22 protein-coding genes are annotated in these 26,756 nt (G+C 69.7%); 10 read left to right on the forward strand and 12 right to left on the reverse strand.

What is annotated here, in order from left to right:
* The 3 genes from IG74_RS0116570 to dnaA form a co-directional block, all read right to left on the reverse strand.
* Positions 1-588: NADP-dependent phosphogluconate dehydrogenase (locus IG74_RS0116570; protein ID WP_030676841.1), on the reverse strand; the 588-nt coding region annotated here is incomplete at its 3' end.
* Positions 589-721: 133 nt separating this feature from the next.
* On the reverse strand, positions 722-1,852 hold the full coding sequence (gene dnaN, locus IG74_RS0116575) for a DNA polymerase III subunit beta (protein WP_030676844.1): 1,131 nt from the start codon (positions 1,850-1,852) through the stop codon (positions 722-724).
* Between the two features lie 1,083 nt (positions 1,853-2,935).
* On the reverse strand, positions 2,936-4,879 hold the full coding sequence (gene dnaA / locus IG74_RS0116580; protein ID WP_030676848.1) for a chromosomal replication initiator protein DnaA: 1,944 nt from the start codon (positions 4,877-4,879) through the stop codon (positions 2,936-2,938).
* A gap of 386 nt (positions 4,880-5,265) precedes the next feature.
* On the opposite strand from dnaA, the gene rpmH reads away from it, so the two are divergent.
* The 9 genes from rpmH (at position 5,266) to IG74_RS0116615 (ending at position 12,365) form a co-directional block, all read left to right on the forward strand.
* Entirely contained in the window at positions 5,266-5,403 is a 138-nt protein-coding gene (gene rpmH / locus IG74_RS0116585; protein WP_016644655.1) for a 50S ribosomal protein L34, read from the forward strand.
* 22 nt (positions 5,404-5,425) lie between these two features.
* The gene (gene rnpA, locus IG74_RS49395) at positions 5,426-5,797 is read left to right on the forward strand and encodes a ribonuclease P protein component (RefSeq protein WP_078868812.1); all 372 of its coding nucleotides are present in this window, start codon (positions 5,426-5,428) and stop codon (positions 5,795-5,797) included.
* Positions 5,794-6,153, forward strand: a complete 360-nt coding sequence (yidD, locus tag IG74_RS49400; protein WP_078868813.1) for a membrane protein insertion efficiency factor YidD — start codon at positions 5,794-5,796, stop codon at positions 6,151-6,153. The genes rnpA and yidD overlap by 4 nt, the downstream gene beginning before the upstream one ends.
* Positions 6,154-6,156: 3 nt before the next feature.
* On the forward strand, positions 6,157-7,476 hold the full coding sequence (gene yidC, locus IG74_RS0116590; RefSeq protein WP_030676853.1) for a membrane protein insertase YidC: 1,320 nt from the start codon (positions 6,157-6,159) through the stop codon (positions 7,474-7,476).
* Between the two features lie 14 nt (positions 7,477-7,490).
* Positions 7,491-8,006 (forward strand): protein jag, encoded by a 516-nt coding sequence (locus IG74_RS0116595; protein WP_030676855.1) that lies wholly within the window; start codon positions 7,491-7,493, stop codon positions 8,004-8,006.
* A gap of 98 nt (positions 8,007-8,104) precedes the next feature.
* Entirely contained in the window at positions 8,105-8,821 is a 717-nt protein-coding gene (rsmG, locus tag IG74_RS0116600; protein ID WP_030676857.1) for a 16S rRNA (guanine(527)-N(7))-methyltransferase RsmG, read from the forward strand.
* A gap of 353 nt (positions 8,822-9,174) precedes the next feature.
* Complete coding sequence (locus IG74_RS0116605; protein ID WP_078868827.1) at positions 9,175-10,248, forward strand: ParA family protein; 1,074 nt, start codon at positions 9,175-9,177, stop codon at positions 10,246-10,248.
* On the forward strand, positions 10,245-11,369 hold the full coding sequence (locus IG74_RS0116610) for a ParB/RepB/Spo0J family partition protein (protein ID WP_078868814.1): 1,125 nt from the start codon (positions 10,245-10,247) through the stop codon (positions 11,367-11,369). Before IG74_RS0116605 ends, IG74_RS0116610 begins: the two co-directional genes overlap by 4 nt.
* 378 nt (positions 11,370-11,747) lie before the next feature.
* Positions 11,748-12,365, forward strand: coding sequence for a GNAT family N-acetyltransferase (locus IG74_RS0116615; protein WP_030676863.1), 618 nt, complete (start codon positions 11,748-11,750; stop codon positions 12,363-12,365).
* Between the two features lie 189 nt (positions 12,366-12,554).
* Here IG74_RS0116615 and trxA read toward each other — a convergent pair whose 3' ends face one another.
* The 7 genes from trxA to IG74_RS0116650 all read right to left on the reverse strand — a co-directional run bounded on the left by trxA (position 12,555) and on the right by IG74_RS0116650 (position 22,885).
* The gene (gene trxA, locus IG74_RS0116620) at positions 12,555-12,884 is read right to left on the reverse strand and encodes a thioredoxin (RefSeq protein ID WP_030676864.1); all 330 of its coding nucleotides are present in this window, start codon (positions 12,882-12,884) and stop codon (positions 12,555-12,557) included.
* 43 nt (positions 12,885-12,927) lie between these two features.
* On the reverse strand, positions 12,928-13,890 hold the full coding sequence (trxB, locus tag IG74_RS0116625) for a thioredoxin-disulfide reductase (protein ID WP_030676866.1): 963 nt from the start codon (positions 13,888-13,890) through the stop codon (positions 12,928-12,930).
* A 179-nt stretch (positions 13,891-14,069) separates the two neighbouring features.
* Complete coding sequence (locus IG74_RS0116630) at positions 14,070-15,146, reverse strand: anti-sigma factor family protein (RefSeq protein WP_030676868.1); 1,077 nt, start codon at positions 15,144-15,146, stop codon at positions 14,070-14,072.
* Positions 15,143-15,892 carry an RNA polymerase sigma factor SigM gene (gene sigM / locus IG74_RS0116635; RefSeq protein WP_030676871.1) on the reverse strand — a complete coding sequence of 250 codons (750 nt, stop codon included), beginning with the start codon at positions 15,890-15,892 and terminating at the stop codon, positions 15,143-15,145. Before sigM ends, IG74_RS0116630 begins: the two co-directional genes overlap by 4 nt.
* Positions 15,893-15,928: 36 nt before the next feature.
* Positions 15,929-17,632 (reverse strand): protein kinase family protein, encoded by a 1,704-nt coding sequence (locus tag IG74_RS0116640; RefSeq protein ID WP_030676872.1) that lies wholly within the window; start codon positions 17,630-17,632, stop codon positions 15,929-15,931.
* 118 nt (positions 17,633-17,750) lie between these two features.
* The gene (murJ, locus tag IG74_RS0116645) at positions 17,751-20,417 is read right to left on the reverse strand and encodes a murein biosynthesis integral membrane protein MurJ (RefSeq protein ID WP_030676875.1); all 2,667 of its coding nucleotides are present in this window, start codon (positions 20,415-20,417) and stop codon (positions 17,751-17,753) included.
* A 47-nt stretch (positions 20,418-20,464) separates the two neighbouring features.
* Entirely contained in the window at positions 20,465-22,885 is a 2,421-nt protein-coding gene (locus tag IG74_RS0116650; protein WP_030676878.1) for a DUF6049 family protein, read from the reverse strand.
* 227 nt (positions 22,886-23,112) lie between these two features.
* On the opposite strand from IG74_RS0116650, the gene IG74_RS0116655 reads away from it, so the two are divergent.
* Positions 23,113-24,588 (forward strand): CCA tRNA nucleotidyltransferase, encoded by a 1,476-nt coding sequence (locus tag IG74_RS0116655; protein WP_030676881.1) that lies wholly within the window; start codon positions 23,113-23,115, stop codon positions 24,586-24,588.
* Between the two features lie 220 nt (positions 24,589-24,808).
* Here the strand turns inward: IG74_RS0116655 and IG74_RS0116660 are convergent, their stop codons facing one another.
* A complete protein-coding gene (locus IG74_RS0116660) occupies positions 24,809-25,339 on the reverse strand; it encodes an LppU/SCO3897 family protein (RefSeq protein ID WP_030676884.1) in 531 nt (176 codons plus the stop codon).
* A 127-nt stretch (positions 25,340-25,466) separates the two neighbouring features.
* Complete coding sequence (locus IG74_RS0116665) at positions 25,467-26,723, reverse strand: MFS transporter (RefSeq protein WP_030676888.1); 1,257 nt, start codon at positions 26,721-26,723, stop codon at positions 25,467-25,469.
* Between the last annotated feature and the right edge of the window lie 33 nt (positions 26,724-26,756).

The following is a 26,756-nucleotide window of genomic DNA, read 5'->3' on the forward strand; positions in this document are numbered from 1 at the left end:
CTCACGGACGTCGGTGACCGAGTCCACGGCCTCCAGGAGCTCCCAGCCCTCGGCGTAGGCCTGCATCATCGCGTACTCGATGCCGTTGTGGACCATCTTCGCGAAGTGGCCCGCGCCGACCTTGCCCGCGTGCACGGAGCCGAAGTCGCCCTCGGGCTTGAGCGCGTCGAAGATGGGCTGCACCTTGGCGACGTTCTCCTTGTCGCCGCCGTACATCAGCGCGTAGCCGTTCTGCAGGCCCCAGACGCCGCCGGAGACGCCGCAGTCGACGAAGCCGATGCCCTTGGCTGCGAGCTCCTCGGCGTGCTTCTCGTCGTCCGTCCAGCGCGAGTTCCCGCCGTCCACCACGACGTCGCCGGGCGACAGGAGCTCGGCGAGCTCGTCGACCGTGGACTGGGTCGCGGCTCCGGCCGGGACCATCACCCACACCACGCGCGGGCCCTTGAGCTTGCTCACCAGCTCTTCGAGGCTGTGGACGTCCGCGAGGTCCGGATTGCGGTCGTATCCGATGACGGTGTGGCCTGCGCGGCGAATGCGCTCGCGCATGTTGCCGCCCATCTTGCCGAGGCCGACGAGACCGAGCTCCATCAGTGCGTTCCTAACTAGCGATGTGGCGTGAAGGCACGTCACGGCCGCTCGGCGCTGAGCGGCTCCGCGTACCCGCGGCACGTTCGTACCCGCGTCCGAGCCTACGCCCGGACGCGGCCACACACCTGTGGGCTCAGCCGCTCAGACGTACGGGCATGATCAGGTACTTGTACGCCTCGTCCGCCTCGGCGTCCACGGCCGGCTTGCCGCTCAGGAGAGCGGGCTTCGTGGACGTGGTGAACGACAGCTGGGCGACCGGGGAGTCGATCGCGCTCAGGCCGTCGAGCAGGAACGTCGGGTTGAAGGCGATGGAGATGTCGTCGCCCTCGAGCTGGGCGTCGACCCTTTCCACAGCCTGTGCGTCGTCGCTGGAACCGGCCTCCAGGATGAGCACGCCCTGCTCGAAGCTGAGCCGCACCGGGGTGTTCCGCTCGGCGACGAGCGCCACGCGCTTGACGGCCTCCACGAAGGGGGCGGTCTCGATGACGGCGACCGAGTTGAACTCCGTCGGGAAGAGCGTGCGGTACTTCGGGAGGTCGCCCTCCAGGAGACGGGTCGTCGTGCGGCGGCCCGCGCCCTCGAAGCCGATGAGGCCCTCGCCCGCGCCGGAGCCGGACAGGGCCAGGGTGACCGTGTCGCCGCTCGTGAGCGCCTTGGCGGTGTCCAGGAGCGTCTTGGCGGGCACCAGGGCGACGGCGGACGTCTCCGGGTTCTCCGGCTTCCACAGGAACTCACGGACCGCGAAGCGGTAGCGGTCGGTGGAGGCCAGCGTGACCGTGTCGCCCTCGATCTCGATGCGGACACCGGTGAGGACGGGCAGGGTGTCGTCGCGGCCCGCGGCGATGGCGACCTGGGAGGCGGCCGAGGCGAAGACCTCACCGGGGACGGTGCCCGTGGCGGTCGGCATCTGCGGCAGCGCCGGGTACTCCTCCACAGGCAGGGTGTGGAGGGTGAAGCGGGAGGAGCCGCAGACCACCGTCGCCCGTACACCGTCTGTGGAGATCTCCACCGGGCGGTTCGGCAGGGCGCGGCAGATGTCGGCGAGCAGGCGGCCGGAGACGAGGACCGTGCCCTCCTCGTCGACCTCGGCGTCCACGGAGACGCGGGCCGAGACCTCGTAGTCAAAGCTCGACAGGGAGAGGGCGCCCTCCTCGGCCTTCAGCAGCAGGCCCGCGAGGACGGGCGCTGGCGGCCGAGCCGGGAGGCTGCGTGCCGCCCACGCCACCGCCTCCGCGAGTACGTCGCGTTCCACCCGGATCTTCACTTAGCCGCCCTCCTGCTGTTGCTGGCACTGGGGACCAGTCTGACGCACCGCACTGACAGCTGGTGCCCGTCGGGGTCAAGTCGTGCCGAGAGGTCGTGACGGCCCGAGCGGCGAGTTGTGCACAGCCCCCACTTCAAAGCGGAAATCTGACTCTCTCTAGTCGGGAGTAGTAGTAGGGCCTGTGGAAACCGTGGATAACCGCGAATGCGCAGGTCAGCGTCCGTTTTTTGTCCACCGGCCCTGTGGGCGACGGCGGTGGACAACCGGGGGTAACTGTGGACGGGCGAAAGTTCTGCACACCCGATGCACAGGAGAGGGCGACTTCTCCCCAGCCCTGTCCCCAGCTTTACCCAGCTTCCCCACAGGCCAACCCGGCACCTTTGTGTGACGCCTTTCACTCGACCCGGTGAGCGCGCGCGTCGCGTTGCCGAACAGTGGACAGGGCTGGGGAGAAGCTGTGCACAACAGGCCTCAGCCTGTGGGCCGCCGGTGGACAACTTTTCCCACCCCCTGTGGACAAGATCTTCATCCACAGTCTGTGGAAAGTCTTCGTCCACGAATCCACAACCACCTGACCTGGTCTGATGACCATTCAGCAGGGTCCCCTGTGGACACGCTTGGGACAACTTCCCAGTCCCCAGGGTGTGGAGGGCGAAAAGGCCGCAGATCTGTGGAGAACCTAGGCGAGGTGACCATGAATCGAACAGAAGATGACGAACAGGTCGCGGGAATCAGGGGCGATCGGCGCTGTGCACCGCTGTGAGGACGGGCTCGGAGGGGGTTTCGCGCAGGCGTCGACGGCGCTCAGGAAGGCGCTGCTGGAACCCGAAGGGGCTTCGAGGAACGGTTGCGGCCATCGCCGCCGCGTGGGCGCTGCGGGCCTGCACAGGCGCTCTGGCCGTCCTGCGTAGGCGCAGGCGGGCCTCCTGGAGGCATGGCCGCGTCTCCGCAGGCACGGGCCCATCCACGGAGGGCACGGGCCCTCTACGTAGGCACTGGCTCTTTACGTAGGCACGGGAAAACGCGAAGGGCGCCCCGGAGGCATGCCCCTGGGCGCCCTGGCGTGTCGTAACGCCGCTGCTGTCAGCCGTTCTTGATGCGATTGGTGAGCTCGGTGACCTGGTTGTAGATCGAGCGGCGCTCGGCCATCAGCGCACGGATCTTGCGGTCGGCGTGCATCACCGTCGTGTGGTCGCGGCCGCCGAACTGCGCGCCGATCTTCGGCAGGGAGAGGTCGGTCAGCTCGCGACACAGGTACATGGCGATCTGGCGGGCCGTCACCAGGACCCGGCTGCGCGACGACCCGCACAGGTCGTCCACCGTCAGGCCGAAGTAGTCGGCGGTGGCCGCCATGATGGCCGTCGCCGTGATCTCCGGAGCCGCGTCCTCGCCGCCCGGGATCAGGTCCTTCAGGACGATCTCCGTGAGCCCAAGGTCCACAGGCTGTCGATTGAGCGACGCGAACGCCGTGACGCGGATCAGCGCGCCCTCCAGCTCACGGATGTTCCGCGAGATCCGGGACGCGATGAACTCCAGGACCTCCGGCGGGGCGTTGAGCTGCTCTTGGACCGCCTTCTTCCGCAGGATCGCGATGCGCGTCTCCAGCTCCGGCGGCTGGACGTCGGTGATCAGGCCCCACTCGAAGCGATTGCGCAGCCGGTCCTCCAGGGTCACCAGCTGCTTGGGCGGCCGGTCACTGGAGAGCACGATCTGCTTGTTCGCGTTGTGGAGCGTGTTGAACGTGTGGAAGAACTCCTCCTGCGTCGACTCCTTGTCCGCGAGGAACTGGATGTCGTCGACGAGCAGGATGTCCATCTCGCGGTAGCGCTTGCGGAAGCTGTCGCCCTTGCCGTCGCGGATGGAGTTGATGAACTCGTTGGTGAACTCCTCGGAGCTCACATAGCGCACGCGCGTGCCCGGGTAGAGGCTGCGCGCGTAGTGCCCGATCGCGTGCAGCAGGTGCGTCTTGCCGAGCCCCGACTCCCCGTAGATGAACAGCGGGTTGTACGCCTTCGCGGGGGCCTCGGCGACGGCGACCGCGGCCGCGTGCGCGAAGCGGTTCGACGCCCCGATCACGAAGGTGTCGAAGAGGTACTTCGGGTTCAGCCGCGCGGTGGGCTCACCGGGGCCGGTGGCGGGCGCGGGCTGCGCGGCCAGGGGGCCGGGAGCGCCGCTGGAGGCGGGCAGGGAGGTCCCGCCGTGGCCGACGGGGCCCGAGGGGCCGCCAGGGCCTCCTGGACCCCCACGCGGCCCCGCGCCGGAGCCCGCGCCGGGGGGCGGCTCGTGCCGCTCACGCCGGTCGTGGCGGTCCTGCCCCGGCCGCTCGGGGAGCTGCTGGTCGTACGGCGAGCGCTCCTGCGGCGGCTGCGGGCGGTAGTCGTGCTGCGGCTGCTGCTGCCCGGGGCTCGCGTACGGATCGCGCTCGGGGAAGCCGAGGCGCGGCTGCTGCCAGCCGTAGTCGTCCTGCGGCTGCTGCGGCCAGGCGCCGGGGCGCTGGTAGTCCGGATACGCCGGGCGGGCCGTCGGCATCTGGTCCGGGCGCGGGCCCGCGGAGCGCTCGTCCCCGGGGCGGCGGCCGTACGTGTCGTACGCGTCGTGCCCCTGGCCGGAGGCGGGCGGCAGCTCAGGCTCCTCGTACCGGGGCGCGGGCTCTTCGTAGCGGGGCGGCTGCTCTTCGTAGCGGGAGGGCTGGTCCTCGTACCGTGTCTGCTGTTGCTGGACCGGCGGTGCGGGCGGGGTCTGCGGCTCGCCCACGGAGTCGTCGACCGTGATGGCGATGCGGATCGGGCGACCGCACTCCCGGCTCAGCGTGTCGCTGACGACCGGGGCGAGGCGGCCCTCCAGAACGCCCTTCGCAAATTCGTTCGGAACGGCAAGGAGGGCGGTGTCGGCGACGAGCGCGAGCGGCTGGCACCGTCGGATCCAGTGCTCGTCCTTCGCCTCGACGCCCTGCCCCCGCCCTTCGCCCAGCAGCTGCTCCAGGACCCTTGGCCACACTGCGGCAAGATCGGCAGGTACGTCAGCCACAGGGCACGCTCTCTCACAGGTCCCACGAAGGTGTGGTTCTTGGGACGGGTCGGGACGGAAATCGGGAGGGGCAGGGGGAAGGGAACGAAACGGAGTTCAGCCACGGTAGTCAGGGCGACGGGTGCGGTTCAAGTTGTTGTCCACAGGCTGTGCACAGTGTCTCTCCCTGACGGCTGGTTTGACCGGATGGCGTAGCCCCGCGTACCGTAACCAGGTCGAGTTGTCGATGGCTGCTGCCGCCTGCCTCCGATGGGCAAAGATCACGGTCAGTGATTGTGAAGCGGTGCACTCGGTGCCTATACGCGAGCTTTTCCGAGCTTCTCGTGGGCGCACGGTGACAGCCAGGCGATACCCGCCACCACACGAGTCATTACTGGAGCCCCCGAGTGAGCAAGCGCACCTTCCAGCCGAACAACCGTCGTCGCGCGAAGACCCACGGCTTCCGGCTGCGTATGCGCACCCGTGCCGGCCGCGCCGTCCTGGCGTCCCGCCGTAGCAAGGGTCGCGCCCGCCTGTCCGCCTAAGCGCAAATTAGGTCATGACGTCGTGCTGCCTACCGAGCATCGGCTGAGGCGGCGCGAGGATTTCGCGACCGCGGTACGCCGAGGACGCCGGGCCGGACGCCCGCTACTCGTCGTCCATCTACGCAGCGGTGCAACGGACCCGCACGTGCCAGGGGAGAGCCTTCCCCCGACGCGTGCGGGTTTCGTCGTGAGCAAGGCCGTGGGTGGAGCCGTCGTGCGCAATACGGTCAAGCGCCGTCTTCGCCATCTGACACGCGACCGGTTGGCCTTGGTGCCCCCCGGTAGCCTGGTAGTCGTACGAGCGTTGCCCGGTGCGGGCGACGCCACCTACGCACAGCTGGCCCAAGACCTGGACGCCGCCCTGCGGCGCCTCCTTGGAGGGGGCGCGCGATGAAGTACCCGCTGCTGGCGCTGATCAAGCTGTACCAGTGGACGATCAGTCCACTCCTCGGCCCGGTGTGCAAGTACTACCCGTCGTGCTCCCACTACGGCTACCTCGCCATCGACCGGCACGGTGCAGTCAAGGGAACAGCGCTCACTGCGTGGCGCATCCTGCGGTGCAATCCGTGGTCGCTCGGTGGTGTAGATCACGTTCCGCCGCGCAAGCGTCCGCGGTGGCACGAGATGCTGCGCGCTGCCTGGCGCGAACGCAAGGGCGGGCCCTCCGCCGCTGGCGTGCCGACCGGAGACCTCCCACCGGCTCCCCCGAGCCCGGCCGCCGAGACCCCGTCCCATGCTCAAGGAGCCTGATTAGTGGACACGATTGCCGGTTTCTTCAGCTTCATCACGACACCCGTCTCCTGGGTCATCGTGCAGTTCCACAAGCTGTACGGTGCGATCTTCGGCCCTGATACGGGCTGGGCCTGGGGCCTGTCGATCGTGTCCCTGGTGATCCTGATCCGAATCTGCCTGATCCCGCTCTTCGTGAAGCAGATCAAGGCGACCCGGGCCATGCAGACGCTGCAGCCCGAGATGAAGAAGATCCAGGAACGCTACAAGAGCGACAAGCAGCGTCAGTCCGAAGAGATGATGAAGCTGTACAAGGAGTCGGGTACCAACCCGCTCTCCTCGTGCCTTCCCATCCTGGCGCAGTCGCCGTTCTTCTTCGCGCTGTACCACGTGCTCAACGGCATCGCGTCCAACAAGAAGGTCGGCGTCATCGACCAGCAGCTGCTGGACAGCGCCCGTGACGCCCACATCTTCGGTGCCCCGCTCGCGGTGAAGTTCACGGACAGCGCCGACAAGGTCGCCTCCCTCGGCGCCTCGCTGACCGACGTGCGCGTCGTGACCGCGCTCATGATCATCCTGATGTCGGCGTCGCAGTTCTTCACCCAGCGCCAGCTGATGACGAAGAACGTCGACACCACGGTGAAGACGCCGTTCATGCAGCAGCAGAAGATGCTGATGTACGTCTTCCCCATCATGTTCGCCGTCTTCGGCATCAACTTCCCGGTCGGTGTCCTCGTCTACTGGCTGACCACCAACGTGTGGACCATGGGCCAGCAGATGTACGTGATCCGCCAGAACCCGACGCCCGGCTCCAAGGCCCAGGCCTCGTACCTGGAGCGCCTGCAGAAGCACATCACGGACGCGGGCAAGACCCGCAGCCGCGGCCAGGTCAGGGCCGTGAAGGCCATCGTCGCCAAGGGCCGCGACCGCAACGAGTACGAGCGGAAGTTCATCAACGGCCTGAACAAGGCGGGCTTCGCCGCCCAGGCCGACGGCACCGTGATCGTCAGCGAGGCCGAGGCCGCCACGGCCGAGGACGGTACGCCCGTCGCGGCGCCCAAGCGCCAGCAGCCCAAGCGCCAGAGCAAGTCCAAGCGGCAGTCCGGCACCGCCGCCACGGGCGGCAAGACGGACGGCGGCTCCACGACTGCCCCGGCCTCCGATGCGTCCGGTAAGAAGGCGTCGCTGACCAAGTCCGAGGACAGCAAGCCCCAGGACGCCGCGGCCAAGGCCAAGTCCGCCGGCGGCGCCTCGGGCAGCCAGCCCGGCCAGGGCACCCGCAGCAAAGCCAAGTCCGGACAGCGCAAGGGCCAGCAGCGGCCCAAGCACCCGTCCAAGAAGTAAAAGGAGTCCATCCCGTGACGGAAGGCACCACCACCTCCGCCGCAGCTGAGGCCGGCGACGCTCTGACCCGCCTCGAGCAGGAGGGGGAGATCGCGGCGGACTACCTCGAGGGTCTGCTGGACATCGCCGACCTCGACGGCGACATCGACATGGACGTCGAGGCCGACCGGGCCGCGGTGTCGATCATCAGCGACGCCGGCAGCCGCGACCTGCAGAAGCTCGTCGGCCGGGACGGCGAGGTCCTGGAGGCGCTCCAGGAGCTGACCCGCCTCGCGGTACACCGGGAGACCGGCGACCGCAGCCGCCTGATGCTGGACATCGCGGGCTACCGCGCCAAGAAGCGCGAGGAGCTGTCCGAGCTGGGCGCCAAGGCCGCCGCCGACGCGAAGAGCTCCGGCGAACCGGTCAAGCTCAAGCCGATGACGCCGTTCGAGCGCAAAGTCGTGCACGACGCGGTCAAGGCCGCGGGCCTGCGCAGCGAGTCCGAGGGCGAGGAGCCGCAGCGCTTCGTCGTGGTACTCCCGGCCTGATCGGTACGTCTCATCCCGGCCCCGTCTGTTCGCAGACGGGGCCGGTCTTTGTCAGCCTGATAGTCAGCGATCCAGTGCGGTACGGAAGGACGGTCCCCGTGACGGAGGAAGCGGAGCTCCCCCCGGCGCCGGAGCAGGCGCGCGAGGTTTTCGGCGAGCGATTCCCGGACGCGGTCCGGTATGCGGAGCTGCTCGCCGAGGCGGGAGTGCGGCGTGGTCTGATCGGCCCCCGTGAGGTTCCCCGGCTGTGGGAGCGGCACCTGCTGAACTGCGCCGTGCTGTCCGAGGTGGTTCCCGAGGGCGTGACGGTGTGCGATGTCGGCTCCGGTGCCGGACTCCCCGGCATCCCGCTCGCGCTCGTCCGCGAGGACCTCAAGATCACGCTCCTTGAGCCGCTGCTGCGGCGCACGAACTTCCTCAGCGAGGTCGTCGAGCTGCTGGGGCTCGACCATGTGACGGTCGTCCGTGGCCGCGCCGAGGAGGTCCTCGGCAAGCTTCAGCCCGTCCACGTCGTGACCGCGCGTGCCGTCGCGCCGCTGGACCGCCTCGCCGGCTGGGGCGTTCCGCTGCTGCGTCCGTACGGAGAGATGCTGGCGCTCAAGGGCGACACGGCCGAGGAAGAGGTCAAGGCGGCGGGCGCCGCCCTGAGCAAGCTCGGTGCCGAATCCGTCTCCGTGGTGCAGGTGGGTGAAGGGGTCGTGGACCCGCCGTCCACCGTGGTGCGGGTCGAGGTGGGCGAGAGCCCCGGTGGTGTGCGCTTCGCCGCCAAGCGGGCCAAGGCCGCACGGGTCGGACGGGCCCGCCGCCGTCGCTGAACGACGTCGGCGCTGCTGTCGCGATGAGGGCATGGCTCACTGTTGTCGCCTGTCGACCGCGGAGTTGACGCATGTTGACGTTCGTCGCTGATCCGTCCTGACGACGAGCCGTACTCCACAAAAGCTGTCAAACGTACGCGTACCGGGGTGTCGCACCAGCGGCACCCCGGTCGCCGTGCATCGTGTTTCACGTGAAACGTCGCTCACTGCTGCATGGCATCATCAGTCGCGGTCGCGCTGCCGAACCTCGCGAGCGTCGGCCACTTGGTTCCCTCGACAAGGGAACGGAGTTGTCCACAGAGACGGATTCGTCCACAGAAGACCGGGCCTCGCTGGTTCACGACCCCGAAAGCATGGGAGGCTCTGTTCATTGCGAGCCTGAAGTCGAGGAGAGTGAATCCTTGCGGTCCGACGCCAACATCGCGGGACCGATGACCGATCCGGTCCCCGGTCCCCGTACCGAGTCGGCGGGGGAGGATGTTTCACGTGAAACACCGAGCCCGATGGACGACACCCCCATCGGTCGTGCTGCCCAGCTGGCGGTGGAAGCTCTTGGCCGCGCGGGCGAGGGCCTGCCACGGCCCGAGCAGACCCGAGTCATGGTGGTCGCCAACCAGAAGGGTGGAGTAGGCAAGACGACGACAACCGTCAACCTTGCCGCCTCACTGGCCTTGCACGGCGCGCGCGTTCTGGTGATCGACCTGGACCCGCAGGGGAATGCCTCCACGGCGCTCGGTATCGACCATCACGCTGAAGTTCCCTCCATCTACGACGTGTTGGTCGAGAGCAAGCCTCTCGCCGAGGTCGTTCAGCCCGTCCCTGATGTCGAGGGCCTCTTCTGTGCTCCGGCCACCATCGATCTCGCCGGTGCGGAGATCGAACTGGTGTCGCTGGTGGCTCGGGAAAGCCGACTGCAGCGAGCGATCCAGGCGTATGAGCAGCCGCTGGACTACATCCTCATCGACTGTCCGCCGTCACTGGGGCTGTTGACGGTGAACGCCCTGGTGGCCGGTGCGGAGGTGCTGATCCCCATCCAGTGCGAGTACTACGCCCTGGAGGGCCTCGGCCAGCTCCTGCGCAACGTTGACCTGGTGCGGGGGCACCTCAACCCGCGCCTGCATGTGTCGACCATCCTCCTCACCATGTACGACGGCCGGACCCGGCTCGCCTCCCAGGTGGCTGACGAGGTGCGCAACCACTTCGGCGAAGAGGTGCTCCGGACGAGCATCCCGCGCTCGGTGCGTATCTCCGAGGCACCGAGCTACGGCCAGACCGTACTGACTTACGATCCAGGCTCAAGCGGTGCCCTGTCGTACTTCGAGGCGGCGCGCGAGATCGCGCTGCGCGGAGTAGGCGTGCGGTTCGACGTACAGCACGCCCACACGGGCATCCAGAACGACCAGAACATGACGGAGGGCATCCAGTGAGCGAGCGACGAAGAGGACTGGGCCGTGGCCTCGGCGCTCTGATCCCTGCGGCTCCCACGGAGAAGGCCGCTGCCCCGAGCGCGGGTGGGGCGTCCACCTCGCCGTCGGCCGTGCCCGTGCTCACCGCGGAGCGCGGAGTGGCAGCCGCCACGGTGGCTTCGCTTCCGCAGAGCTCCCTTGCGCAGCCGCCCGTTTCACAGGAGACGGAGGCGCCGGGCAACGGGGCGGTGGAGGAACTGCGGAGCCCGGCCGGTGCGCACTTCGCCGAGCTGCCGCTCGACTCCATCACGCCCAACCCGAGGCAGCCGCGCGAGGTCTTCGACGAGGACGCCCTCGCCGAACTGGTGACCTCCATCAAGGAGGTCGGCCTTCTCCAGCCCGTGGTCGTACGGCAGCTGGGGCCCGCGCGGTACGAGCTCATCATGGGCGAGCGGCGCTGGCGGGCCTGCCGTGAGGCGGGTCTGGAGCGCATCCCGGCCATCGTGCGGGCGACGGAGGACGACAAGCTCCTCCTGGACGCCCTCCTTGAGAACCTGCACCGCGCCCAGCTGAACCCGCTGGAAGAGGCCGCGGCCTACGACCAGCTGCTCAAGGACTTCAAGTGCACGCATGACCAGCTGGCGGACCGGATCGGCCGCTCCCGCCCTCAGGTCTCCAACACGCTGCGTCTTCTGAAGCTGTCGCCGAAGGTGCAGAACAGGGTCGCCGCCGGCGTGCTGTCCGCGGGCCATGCCCGGGCTCTGCTGTCCGTCGAGGACCCGGAGGAGCAGGACCGTCTCGCCTACCGGATCGTGGCCGAGGGGCTCTCGGTGCGGGCCGTCGAGGAGATCGTGACCCTCATGGGGTCGCGGCCGCAGACCAAGCCGAAGGCCAAGGGGCCTCGCGCCGGGGCGCGGGTGTCTCCTGCGCTGACGAGTCTCGCCACGCGTCTCTCGGACCGGTTCGAGACGCGGGTGAGGGTCGATCTGGGCCAGAAGAAGGGCAAGATCGTCGTCGACTTCGCGTCCCTGGAGGACCTGGAGCGCATCCTCACCACCCTCGCTCCTGAAGAAGGCTCGGTCCTCAAGCGCGGTCTGGCCGAGGCTGCGGCCGAGGATTCCTCGGAGGATGAGCAGAGCTGAGTTGAACTGAGCCGTGAAGGTGCCTCTCTGAGGGCCTGAGCGCTCGGTGCAGGAATAGGCGGGACGCTGTAACCGAATCCCGTGGCGCCTGTGAAAGCGGGCCGTGTCCGGTGTGTGCCGGAACACGGCCCGCTCTTTGCTTTCTTCCGGTATCGATGGAATCGCATCGTGGATACGATGCGCTTGGGTATGGCGCAACACCTGACGGCACCTCTTAGGGGAGGCGGGGGCCATGCGATCGGTGAGCCGCACCGGATTGATGACCGCGGGGTTCGGCCTGGGCGCGGTCGGTGGGTTCGTCGGCAGCCTGCTCAGGGAACGGAGCGCACTGACAGCTGCTCGTGGCGTCGCGGGCGAAGGAAGTGAGGAACCGCCTTCATGGGGCGACGGCTCGTACCGCTCACGCTGGACAACCTTCCGGACCTTCCCCGGCGTTGCCGCGCGTGTGTCTTCTGGGAGCTGGATCCGGTCAGCGGCGAAGCCGCGCTGAAGGCCGGAACGCCCGAGCTGGAGAAGGAAGCGTGGATCTCGGCCGTCCTGCTGGAGTGGGGGTCCTGCGGTCGGGTCGTCTACGTCGACGACGTGCCGGTGGGCTTCGTCCTCTACGCTCCCCCCGCCTATGTGCCGCGGTCCACGGCGTTCCCCACGAGTCCGGTGTCGCCGGACGCCGTCCAGCTGATGACTGCCTGGATCATGCCGGGCTATCAAGGGCAGGGGCTCGGCCGCGTCATCGTGCAGACGGTCGCCAAGGATCTGCTGCGCCGGGGGTTCAAGGCCATCGAGGCCTTCGGTGACGCGCGCTGGGAGAAGCCGGCCTGTGTGCTCCCCGCGGAGCATCTCCTCGCGGTGGGCTTCAAGACGGTCCGTCCGCACCCCGCCTATCCGAGGCTCCGGCTGGAGCTGCGGACGACGCTCTCATGGAAAGAAGACGTGGAGCTGGCGCTCGACCGGCTGCTGGGAGCGGTACAGAAGGAGCCCGCGCTTCGGCCGCTGTAGCGACCAAGATGCACGGCCTTGCCAGCGGACCTCAGCGACAGCAAGGCCTCAGTGGATCTCAGTGGCTTCAGCGGCTTCATCAGACTTCAGCGGACAAACGAATGGGCCAACCCCGCGGGGTTGGCCCATTCGTGTTTCACGTGAAACATCGCTCTCCGCCGACGTGGCGGACACCGATGACGTGGCGCCTTACTCGGCGATGAAGTCCGCCAGGTCGCGCTCGATGGCGGCCTTCGGCTTGGCACCGACGATGGTCTTGGCGACCTCGCCGTTCTGGTAGACGTTCAGCGTCGGGATCGACATGACGCCGTACTTGGCGGCCGTGCCCGGGTTCTCGTCGATGTTGAGCTTGACGATCTCGATCTTGTCGCCGTGCTCCTTCGCGATCGCCTCGAGCGACGGCGCGATCTGGCGGCAGGGACCGCACCAGGCGGCCCAGAAGTCCACCAGGACGGGCTTGTCGCTCTTGAGGACGTCCTCTTCGAAGGATGCGTCGGTCACGTTCTTCAGGTTGGCCACGGCGGGCTCCTCACATGGTGGTGCGGGTGGGGGCGAAACGAAGTCAGACAGCAGCAGCGGCCGCGGTCTCGCTGTCCGCGAGGGCGGCGAGGAAGCGCTCGGCGTCCAGAGCGGCGGCACAGCCGGTGCCCGCCGCCGTGATCGCCTGGCGGTAGGTGTGGTCGACGACGTCACCGGCGGCGAAGACGCCCGTGATGTTCGTCCGGGTCGACGGCGCGTCGACCTTCAGGTAGCCCTCGCCGTCCAGGTCGAGCTGGCCCTTGAAGAGCTCGGTGCGCGGGTCGTGGCCGATCGCGATGAACAGGCCGGTGGCCGGCAGCTCGGACGTCTCGCCCGTCTTGACGTTGCGCAGGGTGAGCCCGGCGAGCTTCTGCTCGCCCTTGATCTCGGCGACCTCGCTGTCCCAGATGAACTTGATCTTCGGGTCGGCGAAGGCGCGCTCCTGCATCGCCTTGGAGGCACGCAGGCTGTCGCGGCGGTGGACGATCGTCACGGACTTGGCGAACCGGGAGAGGAAGGTCGCCTCCTCCATCGCGGTGTCACCGCCACCGATGACGGCGATGTCCTGGTCCTTGAAGAAGAACCCGTCACAGGTCGCGCACCAGGAGACGCCACGGCCGGACAGCGCGTCCTCGTTCGGCAGGCTCAGCTTGCGGTGCTGGGAGCCCGTCGTCACGATGACGGCCTTCGCGCGGTGCACCGTGCCGGCCGTGTCCGTGACGGTCTTGATCTCACCGGTGAGGTCGACGGAGACCACGTCGTCGGGCACGAGCTCGGCGCCGAAGCGCTCGGCCTGGGCGCGCATGTTGTCCATGAGGTCCGGGCCCATGATGCCGTCCTGGAAGCCCGGGAAGTTCTCCACATCGGTGGTGTTCATCAGCGCGCCGCCCGCGGTGACGGCACCCTCGAACACCAGGGGCTTCAGGGACGCGCGCGCGGTGTAGAGCGCCGCCGTGTATCCGGCGGGCCCGGAGCCGATGATGATCACGTTACGGACGTCGGTCACGGCTTGATTCCTCGTCTCTGAAGACTGCTGCGTACTGCTGGCGGGTGCCTGTCTCAGGGCTCTCACCCCACCCAACGGATCCTACGGGGCGCGCATTCCCAAACGTGTCCGAGCACACGGAAGCGCCGGGCGCGGGGCAGAGGGACGAGATCGCGCGTGCCCGCCGGGCCGGGGGCCGCTCAGTTCCGGGCGTAGGACTCGGTGAGCAGTACCTTGCCGGTGGCGTTGGGCGACGAGGACGCGTTCGCACAGGCGGCATCGACGATATACGCGGACACCTTGGTGCTGTCGGACGCATGGGCCACGACGACGAGGTAAGCGCTCTTGCCTTCGTAGGTGCCCTTGTCCACGGCCAGGGGTGCCAGACCGCCGAGACTCCGCTCGACACAGGCGGGCACCTCGACGAAGTCGTCGGGCGGTGTGGAGCCCTTCTTCGGGTGGTTCGGGCTGGACTTAGGGCCGACGCTGGGCTTGGGCGCTGGTGTGGTCTCGGCACTCGCGATCGACTGCTCGGGGAGCATCTCGTTGACGCGCTCCTTGAGCTTGTCCTTGGAGAACGTGTCCGCGCTGGCCGATCGGCCCGCCGAGGCCTCCTTCGAGCCCTCCGAGTCGCTGTCCCATGGATGAATCAGCAGTGCTCCCAGGCCCAGGGCGGCAGCGGTGAAGACGGCGCCGAGAGCTGCGGTGCGGCGGCGCCGTCCCCGGAAACGACCGCCGCGACCCGGTCCGGTGGTCGCACGAGAGTGACCGGACGGGCCGTGGCTAGCGCCGCCGCTGCTGGCTGCGACACCGGTTGAGGCTGTGGGCTTGCTCGACGAAGCGGCCGCTTCGCTCGGCTCGGTGGGCGATGTTTCACGTGAAACATGAGCAGCGGGCTCGGTGACGGATGCGCCGACAGGCTCGTCACTGGGCTCGCCGCCGGGTTCGAGGCCGGGCTCGCGGTCGGCGGATGCCTCGGCTTCGTGGGCCGACAGGGAAGCGCCCACGTCCTCGGTGACCGTGGAGTCCAGGAGCGCCTCGGCAGCGAGGGCCGCGTCGATGCGCTCCGCGACATCGGCGGGCATGCGCGAGGGCCCGGGCAGCGTGCCGAGCATGCCGCGGATCTCTTCGAGGGAGTCGTAGACGTCGGTACAGAGCGCGCAGTCGTCGAGGTGCTGCCGCACATCGAGGGTGCGGGACGGCGAGAGCAGCCCTTCGGTGAGGTCGGAGATCTCGGAGACGTCCGGGTGCCCAGTCGAGTCCGTCGTCGTGGTCACGCTCGCCCACCTCCGCCCTTCACTGCCGCTGAATCGCCGGGTCCCGCGTCCTGGGCCGACCCCGTACGTGGGGGGTCCGCTGCCGGTGGGACGGTTGTCCCCTGCGTCCGGTTCCTTCCTGGGGCGGCCTTTTTTCCGTCGCCCGGGCCACCGGGACCGCTCTCGCCCGGTGGCTCCGTCCGCAGATGGGTCAGGAGGGGCAGGAGTCTCGCTCTGCCCCGCGCGCAGCGACTCTTCACCGTGCCGGTGGGGACGTCGAGCACCCGGGCGGCCTCGGCCACGGGATAGCCCTGCATGTCCACCAGGACGAGGGCGGCCCGCTGGTCGGGCGGCAGCGTGTTCAGCGCCCGCAGGAGCTCCCGGTGCAGATCGCCGCGCTCGACGGGTGCCGCCGCGGACTCGTGCGGTTCGAGGAGCTGGTCCAGGCGCTCGGCGTCGTCGACCGGCGAGGTCTTCCGGGAGGCGGCCTTGCGCGCCCGGTCGAGGCAGGCGTTCACGGTGATGCGGTGCAGCCAGGTCGTCACGGCGGACTGGCCGCGGAAGGTGTGCGCGGCCCGGTATGCGGAGACCAGGGCGTCCTGGACGGCGTCTGCGGCCTCCTCGCGGTCTCCCAGGGTGCGCAGGGCCACGGCCCACAGCCGGTCGCGGTGGCGGCGCACCAGCTCGCCGAAGGCGTCCTTGTCGCCGTCGACGTGGCGGGACAGGAGGTCCTGGTCGCTCAGCTCACCGTGCACGGCGTCGTCCACCTCGAACCCCCTCCCCACCCCGAGCCGCGCGGGCCCTCAGCCCTTGAGGCCCTTGAACTGGACGCCCGTGATGGCCTGCCGGAAGCCGGGATCCCGGTACTGCTCGGCCGGGACCGAAGGAACCGCCGTCACCCAGAGGAGTACGTACCGGGTCTTCACCTTGGAATTCGCCTTGAGCTTCAAGGAGCGACCGCTCGTTTCGCCCGAGCCGATCTTCTTCATCGAGCTGACCGGCCCTGAGGGCGACATCGAGTCGGCTGCGTGCAGCGAGATCGCCGTGCGGTTGCCGGCGTACAGGAGCTTGATCGACGCGTCCGAGAGCTGCTTTTCCGATCCCAGGTCGTAGACGATGCCGGCACCGGGCTTGAACGGGGCGAGGCTCGGCCCCTCCTTGTACGTCGCGGTGCGCCAGAGCTCGGAGCCGCCCTCGGTGGACCTCTTGAACTCTCCGCCCAGGCCGCTCGCCTGGACGTTCTGGATCGTGATCGGCTTGCTCGGCTTGGGCTTGTTCTTGTCGCCGTCCCCGGACGTCTGCGACGTGCCCGAGTCCCCCGACTTGTTGTCCTGGTCCATGAGGGCGTCTGCCAGCTGCCAGCTGCCCAGGCCGAGCGCGGCGATGAGCAGCGCCGAGACGGCCCACTTGAGGGCCTTGCCGGTGCGGCTCTGCAGCGGGGGCGGCGGGGGCTGGATGACCTGGGTGGAGCCCGGAGGCTGCGTGCCGCGGCCGTACGTGCCCTGTTGGTACGTCGTGCGCTGGTACTCGGGCGGCGCCGTGAAGGCGGGCTCCGGCGGACGGATGCGGGGCATCTCGCCGACGGCCTTCACCAGGTCGTCCGGCGTGGTGCAGGCGGGCTCCTGGCGGGACGCGGTGGCGCCGTCGTTGGCGAGCGCGCGCATGGAGAGCTCCGACAGACCTCGGTGCACACCGGCGCGGACCTGGTCCGGCGCGATGAGGCCGACGCCCTTGGGCAGCCCGGACAGGCCGTGCGCGTCGTTCTCGTACGGCCACCGCTGGGTCAGGGCGGCGTACAGGAGAGCGCCGACGGCCTCCGTGTCGGTGCGCTGCGGGGTCTCGGACGTGATGCCGCGCAGCGCGGCGTTCACGGCGAGGCCGCGGATGCGGTACTGGCCCGAGGAGGTGCGCAGCACGGCGCCGGGGGTCAGCCGCAGATGGGCGAGGCCCTCGCGGTGCGCCGCGGCCATGGCCTGGGCGACCTGGCTGACGAGCTGGTAGGCGTCGTGGGCCTCCAGCGGACCGGAGGCCAGCAGAGCGGTGAGCTCCGTGGCGTCCGGAAGCCATTCGTGCACCACATAGACGAGGTCGTTCTCCTCGACCGCGTCCAGGACCTGCACGAACCGCGGGTCGCCGAGGAGTGCCGCGGACCTGGCCGCGGCGAGCACCGAGCGCCCGCGCGGATGGTCGGCGGGCAGCACGTGGACACCCACCGCCCGGCGGAGCTTCTCGTCCACCGCGCGCCAACTGCTGAAACCGTCCAGACGGGTGACGCACTCCTCGAGGCGATAGCGTCTGGCGAGTTTGTGGCCGCTGTGCAGTTCAGGGGGCGTGGTCGCCCCGGGCGGACTCGAGGGCCCCTTCGTCTCCGCCGCGCTGTCGTCCGCCGTGTCCCGCTCCCGGGTCTGGGCCACCCCGTCGGCCGTGGCCTGCTCCGCCTTCGCGGTCAGCGGCTCGTCGCCGCTGTTGTCTGCCACGTCGACGGCAGCCGTGCTCCGTTCCGCCACCGTCGTTCCTGCCTCCCCATCCGTTGCGCTTCGTCAGACGCCAAAGCCAATTGTGCCCACAGACCGCCGCTATGCACGACACGCGGTGGCCGCCGATGGTTGTGCGGACTGCCGCGCCTCAGCGTCCCAGGCGCCCCCGTACCGTGCCGACCAGGGAGTTGAGTTCCTGGATGCGCAGGCGCCGCGCGACGAGGAAGAAGACGCCGAACAGTACCGCGCAGCCGACGACCAGCGCGGCCAGTGAGCCGATGACGCCTTGTCCCAGCGCCTTGGTGATCGCGTACCCGGCCGCGGCGCCGAGAATCGCACCGGGCACCGAGGCGATCACGAGACGGGCGTACGTACGGACCACGTTCGCACCGTCCAGATCGCCCCCCAGCCGCTTGCTTAGCCGTCGCCAGGCCACGCCCACCCCGATCGCGTAGGCGAGGCCGTACGAAGCGGCCATGCCCGCTACGGCCCAGCGGGCGGGCAGCACCATGTAGCAGAGCGCGGAGGCGGCGGCGTTGAAGGCGGCCACGATGACGGTGTTGTAGAAGGGGGTGCGGGTGTCCTCGTACGCGTAGAAGGCGCGGAGCACGACGTACTGCACGGAGTACGGGATCAGACCGAGGCCGAAGGCCATCAGCATGTAGCCCATGCGAGTGGCGCCGTTGACGCCGGACGAGCCGAACATGAGCGTGCACATCGGGATGCCGAGCGCGACGAAGCTGAAGGCGACCGGCACGATCGCGACGGCGGAGGTGCGCAGGCCCTGGGAGATGTCGTCGCGGACCGCGCCCGCGTCGCCCTCGTGGGCCGCGCGGGCCAGCCGGGGCAGCAGGGCGGCCATCAGCGAGACGGTGATGATGGCCTGCGGGAGCCCCCAGATGAGCTGGGCGTTGGAGTAGGCCGAGAAGCCGGTGCCGTCCATGCCGGAGTGCTTGACGGCCGCGGTGCCCAGCTGGGTCACGACGATCGCGCCGGCCTGGTTGGCGAGGACGAAGAGGATCGTCCACTTGGCGAGCATGGCGGCCTTGCCGAGGCCCTGGCCCTTCCAGTCGAAGCGCAGACGCGGCTTGAAGCCCGTCTCCCGGAGGTACGGGATCATCGCGAGCGACTGGACGACCATGCCGAGCAGGACGCCGACGCCGAGGAGGCGCACGCCGTCGTCGGGGATCGACGTGACGCGCATGCCCGACTTCTCCGAGGTGCCGTACACCCACAGGAACATGCCGAGCGTCGCGATGATGACGACGTTGTTCAGGACGGGCGTCCACATCATCGCGCCGAACTTCCCGCGCGAGTTGAGGATCTGGCCCATCACTACGTGGATGCCCATGAAGAAGATCGACGGCAGGAAGTAGCGGACGAAGGTGATCGCCACTTCGTTGGCCGCCGGGTCGCTGGCGACCGGCGTCGACAGCAGGTGCACGAGGACGGGCGCCGCGAACCAGCCGACCACGGTGAGGAAGCCGAGCGCCACCATGACGAGCGTGAGGAGGCGGTTGGCGTACGCCTGGCCGCCGTCCTCGTCGTCCTTCATGGCGCGCACGAGCTGCGGCACGAAGACCGAGTTCAGACCGCCGCCCACGGTGAGGATGTAGATCATCGTCGGCAGCTGGTAGGCGACCTGGAAGGTGTCGCCGAGCAGACCGATGCCGAGCGCCGAGACGATCATGGCGGAGCGGACGAAGCCGGTGAGCCGGGACACCATGGTGCCCGCGGCCATCACGGCGCTCGACTTCAGCAGGCTGGACGCGCGGCCGCCGGACTTCGCCGCGGGCGCTGCGGGCGCGGGTTCCTGCGCCGGGGCAGGCACGGCGGGGGACTCGCCGGGCGGACGCGCGATGTCGTACTGCTGCGCGTCCTGGTACGGCTGGCCCTGCTGGTTCGGGTCCTGGTAGTAGCCGCCCGCCTGCTGGTTGGCGTACGGGGCGTTCTGGTGGTTCACGTACGGGGTGCCGCTCTGGGGGTAGTACTGGGGGTCGTGCTGCGGATACGCGTACTGCGCGCCGCCCTGCTGCTGGTCGTAGGGGGCCGCGCCCTGCTGCTGGTAGGGGTACGCGCCGCCCTGCTCGGGGTAACCGGCTGCCTGCTGGCCGGGCTGACCCTGCTGGCCGCCCTGGTACGCGGCGCCCTGCTGGTAGGCCGCGCCCTGCTGGTCCTGGTATCCGGCGTGCTGCTGCTGATAGCCGGCCTGGGGCCGGCCCTGGTCGGGGTAGCCACCGGCCTGGTAGGCCTGGTTCTGCTGGTTCCGGGGGGCCTGCTGGTAGCCGTCGCCCAGGTGCGGGTCCTGCTGGTGCGCGCCGGCGCGGGGGTCGGGGTAGCCGCTGCCCTGCTGGTCGCGGAAGAGGTGGGCGAACGCGTCCGGCTGGTGCCGCTCCTCGCCGGCCTGGGTGACGAGGTCGTCGACGCCGACGTACTGCGTCGTGCGCGGGTCGTCGCCGTACGGGAGGTGCCGGGTGGCGCCGTCCGGCTCCGGGGGCGGCGTCTGGGCCCATACACGGGGGTCCGGGGCGTGCTGGGGCGACGGCGGCTGGGCGTAGAGCTGCTGGGGGTCCTGGTACGTGCCCGGCGGGGGCGGGGGGTGCGCGGCACGGTCGTAGAGCGCCTCGGCCACCGGGTCCTGGGCCGAGAGGTCCTGAGCGCGGTAGGGGTCCTGCGCGTAGGCGTCCTGGAGGTAGGCGTCGGGCGCCTGCTGCGGTGGCACCTGGCCGTCCTCATGGGGCCCTGGCGGCGGGCCCCCGGCAGCGCCGGAGCCGCCCGCGCCCTGGCCGCGCTCACCGTCGTACGGCGCGTTCATGGTTTACCCCACCTCATGGTCCCCGGGCCCACCGGCCACGACATCGCTCAACGGTCCACTCTCTCACCCGTGTGCGACGGCTCGGTGCTTTCCGGAGCGGTGTCCGGGGTCGGGTCACTCGGCTGCTCGGGTTCACCCGCGTCGGGTCCCGTGTCGGGCGTGGGGCCGTCCGTGGCGTCGCCGTCGCCGTCGGGGCCTCCGTCAGGGCCCGCCTCGGCCCGCTTTCGCGCCGCGCGCTTGCGCTGGGTGTACATGCGGAAGCCAGCGAGGACGAGCAGCAGGACGCCGCCCGCGATGACCAGCATCACCGTGGGGGTGACCTCGGTGATGTTGACGTCGAAGTACACGGCCTCGCCGTACGGCTGGTTGTCCTCGGTGTAGAGCTGGGCGTACACCTGGACCGGACCGTTGGCGTTGGCCGTGGTGGTGAACTTCACCGACTGGGTGTGTCCGCCACCCGTGATCCTGACCGGCTGCTCCTCGTAGAGGCCGTCGCCGATCTTCAGACGCGTGGGGTTCGTCGACGTCAGCCGGAGCCTGAGGTGGTCGACGCCCTGGACGAGGTTGTTCTGCACCGTCACCGGGATCGTCGCGCTGCGGCCAGACAGCTTCGCGTCGGACTTCTTGATCAGCGAGACCTGGCGCATGAGGCTGGTCAGATAGCCCTGCACGCTCTTGCGGTAGCCCTGCGCCGCATCCGCGCGCCCGCGCCACGACGTGGACATCTCGCGGTCCATGGCCCGCCCGAAGGGCGTGATCACCCGGTCCGGCTTGGACAGGACCATCTTGAAGACGTCGAGCTTGTCCTGGGTGCCCCGGATCTCCTCGAACGCCGACTTGGGCAGCTCCTGCTTGCGGAGCGAGGACGGATAGGCGGCGGCCGACGGCACCTGGGTGGTGGCGGACGGATCCGGCTTGGCCTTCGCAGCCGCGGTCAGGTCCTGCGGCTGCGACCAGCGCTCGTCGTCGAGCGCGGTCAGCGCCTTGGCCATCGCCTGGGCCTGGCTCGTGGTGGGGGTGCGCTGCGGGGCGACGACGATGTTGCGCTGCTTGTCGTCCTGCAGCGTGATCATGAGGCTCTGGGCGAGGAACTCCTGGACCGCGAGGGTGGAGTTCTCGGCCTGCGTCATGTCGCCCTGGAAGGCCGTGGAGAGCCGGGCGTCGGCGACCACGGCGGTGGTGCCGCCGCCGATGGGCCGGGCCGCGTTGGGCGTGTACGGCAGGCCGTGGGTCTCGCGCAGGCTGTCGCTGCGGGCGATCACGCGGTGGGCGCCCGCCGACGTGGCGACGTCGACGACGGACGGGTCGATGGCGCCGTCGGCGGGCCAGGCGAAGTCGGACGTCGGCTTCACGAAGAGGATGCCGCGCACGGCCTTGGCACCGACCTCGGTGGCCTCCTTGAGGTGTCCGAGCGAGCCGGAGACCGCCTTGCCGGTGTGGGCGAGCGAGGCGAGGTCGGGGTCGGCGAAGGGCAGCGCGACGACCTTCTTGCCCTTGACCGTCTTCTGGAGCTCGGCGAGCCACTGCTCCGCGACCGACTGGTAGCGGCCCGGAACCGTCGTGCCGTCCGGCCCCTCGACGTCGTACTTGTCCGTCATCGCCTCGACGGACACCAGCAGGTCCGGGTCGATGACCCAGGTGACGTCGAGCTCCTCGCCGAGCGTCACCAGCTGCTCCAGGCGGCCGCCCGGCTGGATCTCCTTGGCGAGGTCCTCGTTCTTGAAGACGGGCGTCTGCTGCTCGTCGGAGCGCGTCCGCGCGGTGAGGTGCGTGGTGGAGATGAGCGGCCACAGGTACGTGGTCTTCGTCTTCGTGTCCGCGGAGCCGTCCTGCCACGGCAGGAACGTCCGCTCGATGCCGAGTACCTGCGGGTACGGCTGGGCCGCCGTCTGGCCCGTCAGCGCCACACCGAGCTGGTAGACGCCGTTCATGCCGAGGTCGAGGGCGCTGACGGGCACGGAGATGCTGAAGCGCTGCGGGACGCCCGGGGCGAGCTTGGCGAACTTCTTGACGTACTTGCCGCCGACCTCGGTGCCGTCGGCACCCGGCTGGAACCCCTTGCGCTGCGCGGCGGTGTCGATCGCGGTGCGGCCGCCGAGGGGCGGCGCGACGCGCAGACCGACCTGCGCCGCGGTCACCGGCTGGCGGCCGTCGTTCGTGACCGTGCCGGAGACGGTGATGGTGTCGCCCTTGCGGGGCGCGCTGGGCGTCAGGGCGTCCAGGGAGACGTCGACGGTCCGTGAGCCCGTGGCGGCGGCTTTGAGGCCCGTCCGCACGCCGTTGGCGGCGCTCTTCGAGCCCGTGGCCGCGGTCTTCACGTCCGGTGTGGCGGCGAGCGCGGCGGAGCCCGCGGGCACCTGGAGCAGACCGGCCAGCAGGGGTGCTCCGGCCAGCAGTGCCGCTGTGCGCCGGAGCCACCGGCGGGCAGGTGAGGGGTTGGTCCCCGGGAAGTCTGCCGCCTCGGCCACGCGTTGCCCGTCCCTCGTCGTCGTCAGCTGTGTCGGTGGTTGTCGGATGCTGCGTCCACGCATGGTAACGAGGCGCGCCGGGCCTGAGTGCCGCGGACCGCTCCACAAGATCGGAAGACCGCGCGCGGTGGGCCGCAAGGGCCGAGGTGAGCGCTGTGGACGGCCTTCGTGGAGGCCGGGGAAATCGAGGCGGCCGCGGGGCGCCGGGGCACGTACCCTTTTCTGTTGTGCCGAACGCCAACGAAGACAACCCCCGTGCCCTGAGTCAGGTGCAGCAGCGTGCCGTGAGCGAGCTGCTGCGCGTGTCCCCTGTCGCAGACGACCTCGCCCGCCGATTCCAGGAGGCCGGGTTCTCGCTCGCCCTGGTCGGCGGTTCGGTCCGGGACGCCCTCCTCGGCAGGCTCGGCAACGACCTGGACTTCACCACGGACGCCCGCCCCGAGGACGTACTCAAGATCGTCCGTCCGTGGGCGGACGCGGTGTGGGAGGTCGGGATCGCCTTCGGCACGGTGGGCTGCCAGAAGGACGCCCGTGTGGACGGCGTCGAGCAGCGCTTCGAGATCGAGGTGACGACATATCGATCGGAGGCGTACGACAGGACCTCCCGCAAGCCCGAGGTGTCGTACGGCGACTCCATCGAGGAAGACCTCGTTCGCCGCGACTTCACCGTGAACGCCATGGCCGTGGCGCTCCCGGAGAAGGAGTTCATCGACCCGCACGGAGGTCTCGACGACCTCGCGGAGCGGGTCCTGCGTACCCCTGGCACCCCTGAGGAGTCCTTCTCGGACGACCCGCTGCGGATGATGCGGGCCGCGCGCTTCGCCGCGCAGCTGGACTTCGACGTGGCCCCGGACGTCGTCGCCGCGATGACGGCGATGGCCGAGCGCATCGAGATCGTGTCCGCCGAGCGGGTCCGTGACGAGTTGAACAAGCTGATCCTGGCCGCGCACCCCCGCAAGGGCCTCGCCCTCCTGGTGGACACCGGCCTCGCGGCCCACGTGCTGCCGGAGCTTCCGGCGCTGCGCCTGGAGCGCGACGAGCACCACCGGCACAAGGACGTCTACGACCACACCTTGATCGTCCTTGAGCAGGCGATGGCCCTGGAGACGGACGGCCCGGACCTCAGGCTGCGGCTCGCCGCGCTGCTGCACGACATCGGCAAGCCGAAGACGCGCCGCTTCGAGAACGACGGCCGGGTCTCCTTCCACCACCACGAGGTGGTGGGCGCCAAGATGACCAAGAAGCGGATGACGGCTCTCAAGTACTCCAACGAGCTCGTCAAGGACGTCTCGCGGCTGGTGGAGCTGCACCTGCGCTTCCACGGCTACGGCACGGGCGAGTGGACGGACTCCGCCGTGCGCCGCTACGTACGCGACGCGGGCCCGCTCCTCGAGCGCCTGCACAAGCTGACCCGCTCCGACTGCACGACCCGAAACAAGCGCAAGGCCAACGCGCTGTCGCGGGCCTACGACGGCCTGGAGGAGCGCATCGCCCGCCTGCAGGAGCAGGAGGAGCTGGACGCGATCCGCCCCGACCTCGACGGCAACGAGATCATGGAGATCCTGGGCGTGGGCCCGGGCCCGGTGATCGGCCAGGCCTACAAGTTCCTGCTGGAGCTGCGCCTGGAGAACGGCCCGACGGAGCGGGACGCGGCGGCCGCGGCGCTCAAGGAGTGGTGGGCCGCACAGAATGCGGACAGCTGACACATAGCGGGTAACTGGCGCATAGCGGTCAGCTGTCACAGGGCTGGCAAGCAGCCGGGGCGCGGGGTTTCACGTGAAACACCGCGCCCCGGCTGCTTGCCGTAGGTCCTACAGATCGGGACTGCCTGTGCCGAGGGGCCATGTTTCACGTGAAACATGGCCCCTCGGCAGGCACGGTCCTCGACAGAGGTGCAGGGTCAGCCTCGCGGCACGACCAGCGCTACTTCGACGACGAGCCTGACGGTACGTACGGCTTCAGGCAGAGGGTGAAGTCATCGCCGCTGCCCGTCTCGCGGTACTCGGCGTACTTGGTGCGGTCGCAGGTTCCGCTGTCCTTCTTCTCCATGACCTTGTACTTGGCCTTCTTGTCGCCGCAGTCCACGATCTTCAGGTCCGGGTCCGTGGAGCTCGTCGGGTTGCCGATGCTCATGCAGTCGCCGACCTCGGCCGCGGAGGCCTCGTCCTGGCCCGCGAGGACGGCCGCGCCGCCGAGGGCGAGGACAGCGACGACCGCCACCCCGATGAATATGAACTTCTTCTTGCTCTTGCGCGGAGCCACCGGGTCCGGGCCGCCCTGGTAGAAGGGGACGCCCTGCTGCGGTGCGGCACCCGGGTGCTGCGGGTACGGCGGGGGCGTCTGGCCGTACGGGGCCGCGCCCTGGGGCTGCGGAGCGCCCGGGCCCTGCGGCTGACCGTAGGGCTGCTGGCCCTGGGCGAATGGGTTCTGGCCCTGGGGCGGCGGAGTGGACACGGGGATCCCCCTAGAAGAGAGCAGGACGAAGAGATGGGAGCGCGAGGGCGCGAAAGACCTCCGTAAGCTATCCGGCTCGCGCGGGCGTGATGAACCTCCGCAGGGCTCTGTGGCATTGATGTGACACTTACTGGGCGTCAAACCTGGTCATAGCGCCAGCAATTGCCGCGTAGACCAGTGCCACCGAGGCAACCAACAGGGCCGATTTGCCGTCCGGGGGCAGCATCAGCGCCGCCACACCCGCCGCCCCGACGAAGGCGACGTTGAAGAGCACGTCGTACAGGGAGAAGATCCGGCCGCGGAAGCCGTCGTCAGCCGCCGACTGCACGACCGTGTCCGTGGCGATCTTCGCGCCCTGGGTGGTGAGCCCGATGACGAAGGCGGCGACGAGTATCGGGCCCGGCGCGAAGGGCAGCAGGAGCGCGGGGCCGAGCACCGCGGCGGCGGCCGCGCAGACGACCATCCAGCCCCGCGCGCCGAGCCGCCCGACGGCCCATGGGGTCATCACCGCGGCCGCGAAGAATCCCGCGCCGGAGAACACCACGGCGATCCCGAGCAGGGCGAGCCCGTCGTCCTCCGACGACGACCACGCGTACCGGCACAGCATCAGGACCATGACCGTCAGGGCGCCGAAGCAGAACCGCATCAGGGTCATCGAGACCAGGGCGTGGGCGGCCGTACGGCGCTCGGCGAGGTGGCGTACGCCCGCCAGTAGCCCGCGTGCGGTGCCGGCGAGCGCCACCGCCAGTCCTGGCCGCACCAACTCCCTGTCGGGCCCGAGCAGCTCCCGCGGCATGCGCAGGGAGGCGAGCGCCGAGCACAGGTAGAGCGCGGCTCCGAGGAGGACGACGGCCGCGTCCGAGTCGGCGGCGACGATGCGGACGAGGAAGGCGAGGCCTCCGCCCGCCGTCGCCGCGAGCGTTCCGGCGGTCGGCGACAGGGAGTTGGCCATGACCAGGCGGTCGGCGTCCACGACGCGCGGCAGCGCCGCCGAGAGCCCCGCCAGGACGAAGCGGTTGACGGCGGTGACGCACAGCGCGGAGGCGTAGAACAGCCAGTCCGGCGCGTCACCGAGCATCAGGACGGCCGTCAGGGACGCCAGGGCGGCCCGCAGGACGTTGCCGTACACGAGGACTTGGCGGCGCCGCCAGCGGTCGAGCAGAACGCCCGCGAACGGGCCGACGAGCGAGTACGGCAGGAGCAGCACCGCCATCGCGGAGGCAATCGCCGTGGGAGAGGCCTGTTTCTCCGGCGCGAAGACCACGTACGTGGCGAGCGCGACCTGGTAGACGCCGTCCGCGCCCTGGGAGAGGAGGCGCACGGCGAGCAGCCGCCGGAAGTCCCGAAGGCGCAGCAGAACGCGCAGGTCACCGACCACAGCCATGCCGCACAGCCTCACATACGAGAAGGGTCCCCG

Origin of the sequence: Streptomyces sp. NRRL B-1347 (assembly GCF_000720325.1) — a bacterium.
In the GTDB taxonomy this organism is placed as follows: domain Bacteria; phylum Actinomycetota; class Actinomycetes; order Streptomycetales; family Streptomycetaceae; genus Streptomyces.

Excerpts from the sequence above, each read along its gene's own strand:
- IG74_RS0116615 (WP_030676863.1), top strand. The coding sequence starts at position 11,748 with ATGGGGCGACGGCTCGTACCGCTCACGCTGGACAACCTTCCGGACCTT.
- IG74_RS0116605 (WP_078868827.1), top strand. The coding sequence starts at position 9,175 with ATGGGAGGCTCTGTTCATTGCGAGCCTGAAGTCGAGGAGAGTGAATCC.
- yidD (WP_078868813.1), top strand. The coding sequence starts at position 5,794 with ATGAAGTACCCGCTGCTGGCGCTGATCAAGCTGTACCAGTGGACGATC.
- murJ (WP_030676875.1), bottom strand. The coding sequence starts at position 20,417 with ATGAACGCGCCGTACGACGGTGAGCGCGGCCAGGGCGCGGGCGGCTCC.
- IG74_RS0116665 (WP_030676888.1), bottom strand. The coding sequence starts at position 26,723 with ATGGCTGTGGTCGGTGACCTGCGCGTTCTGCTGCGCCTTCGGGACTTC.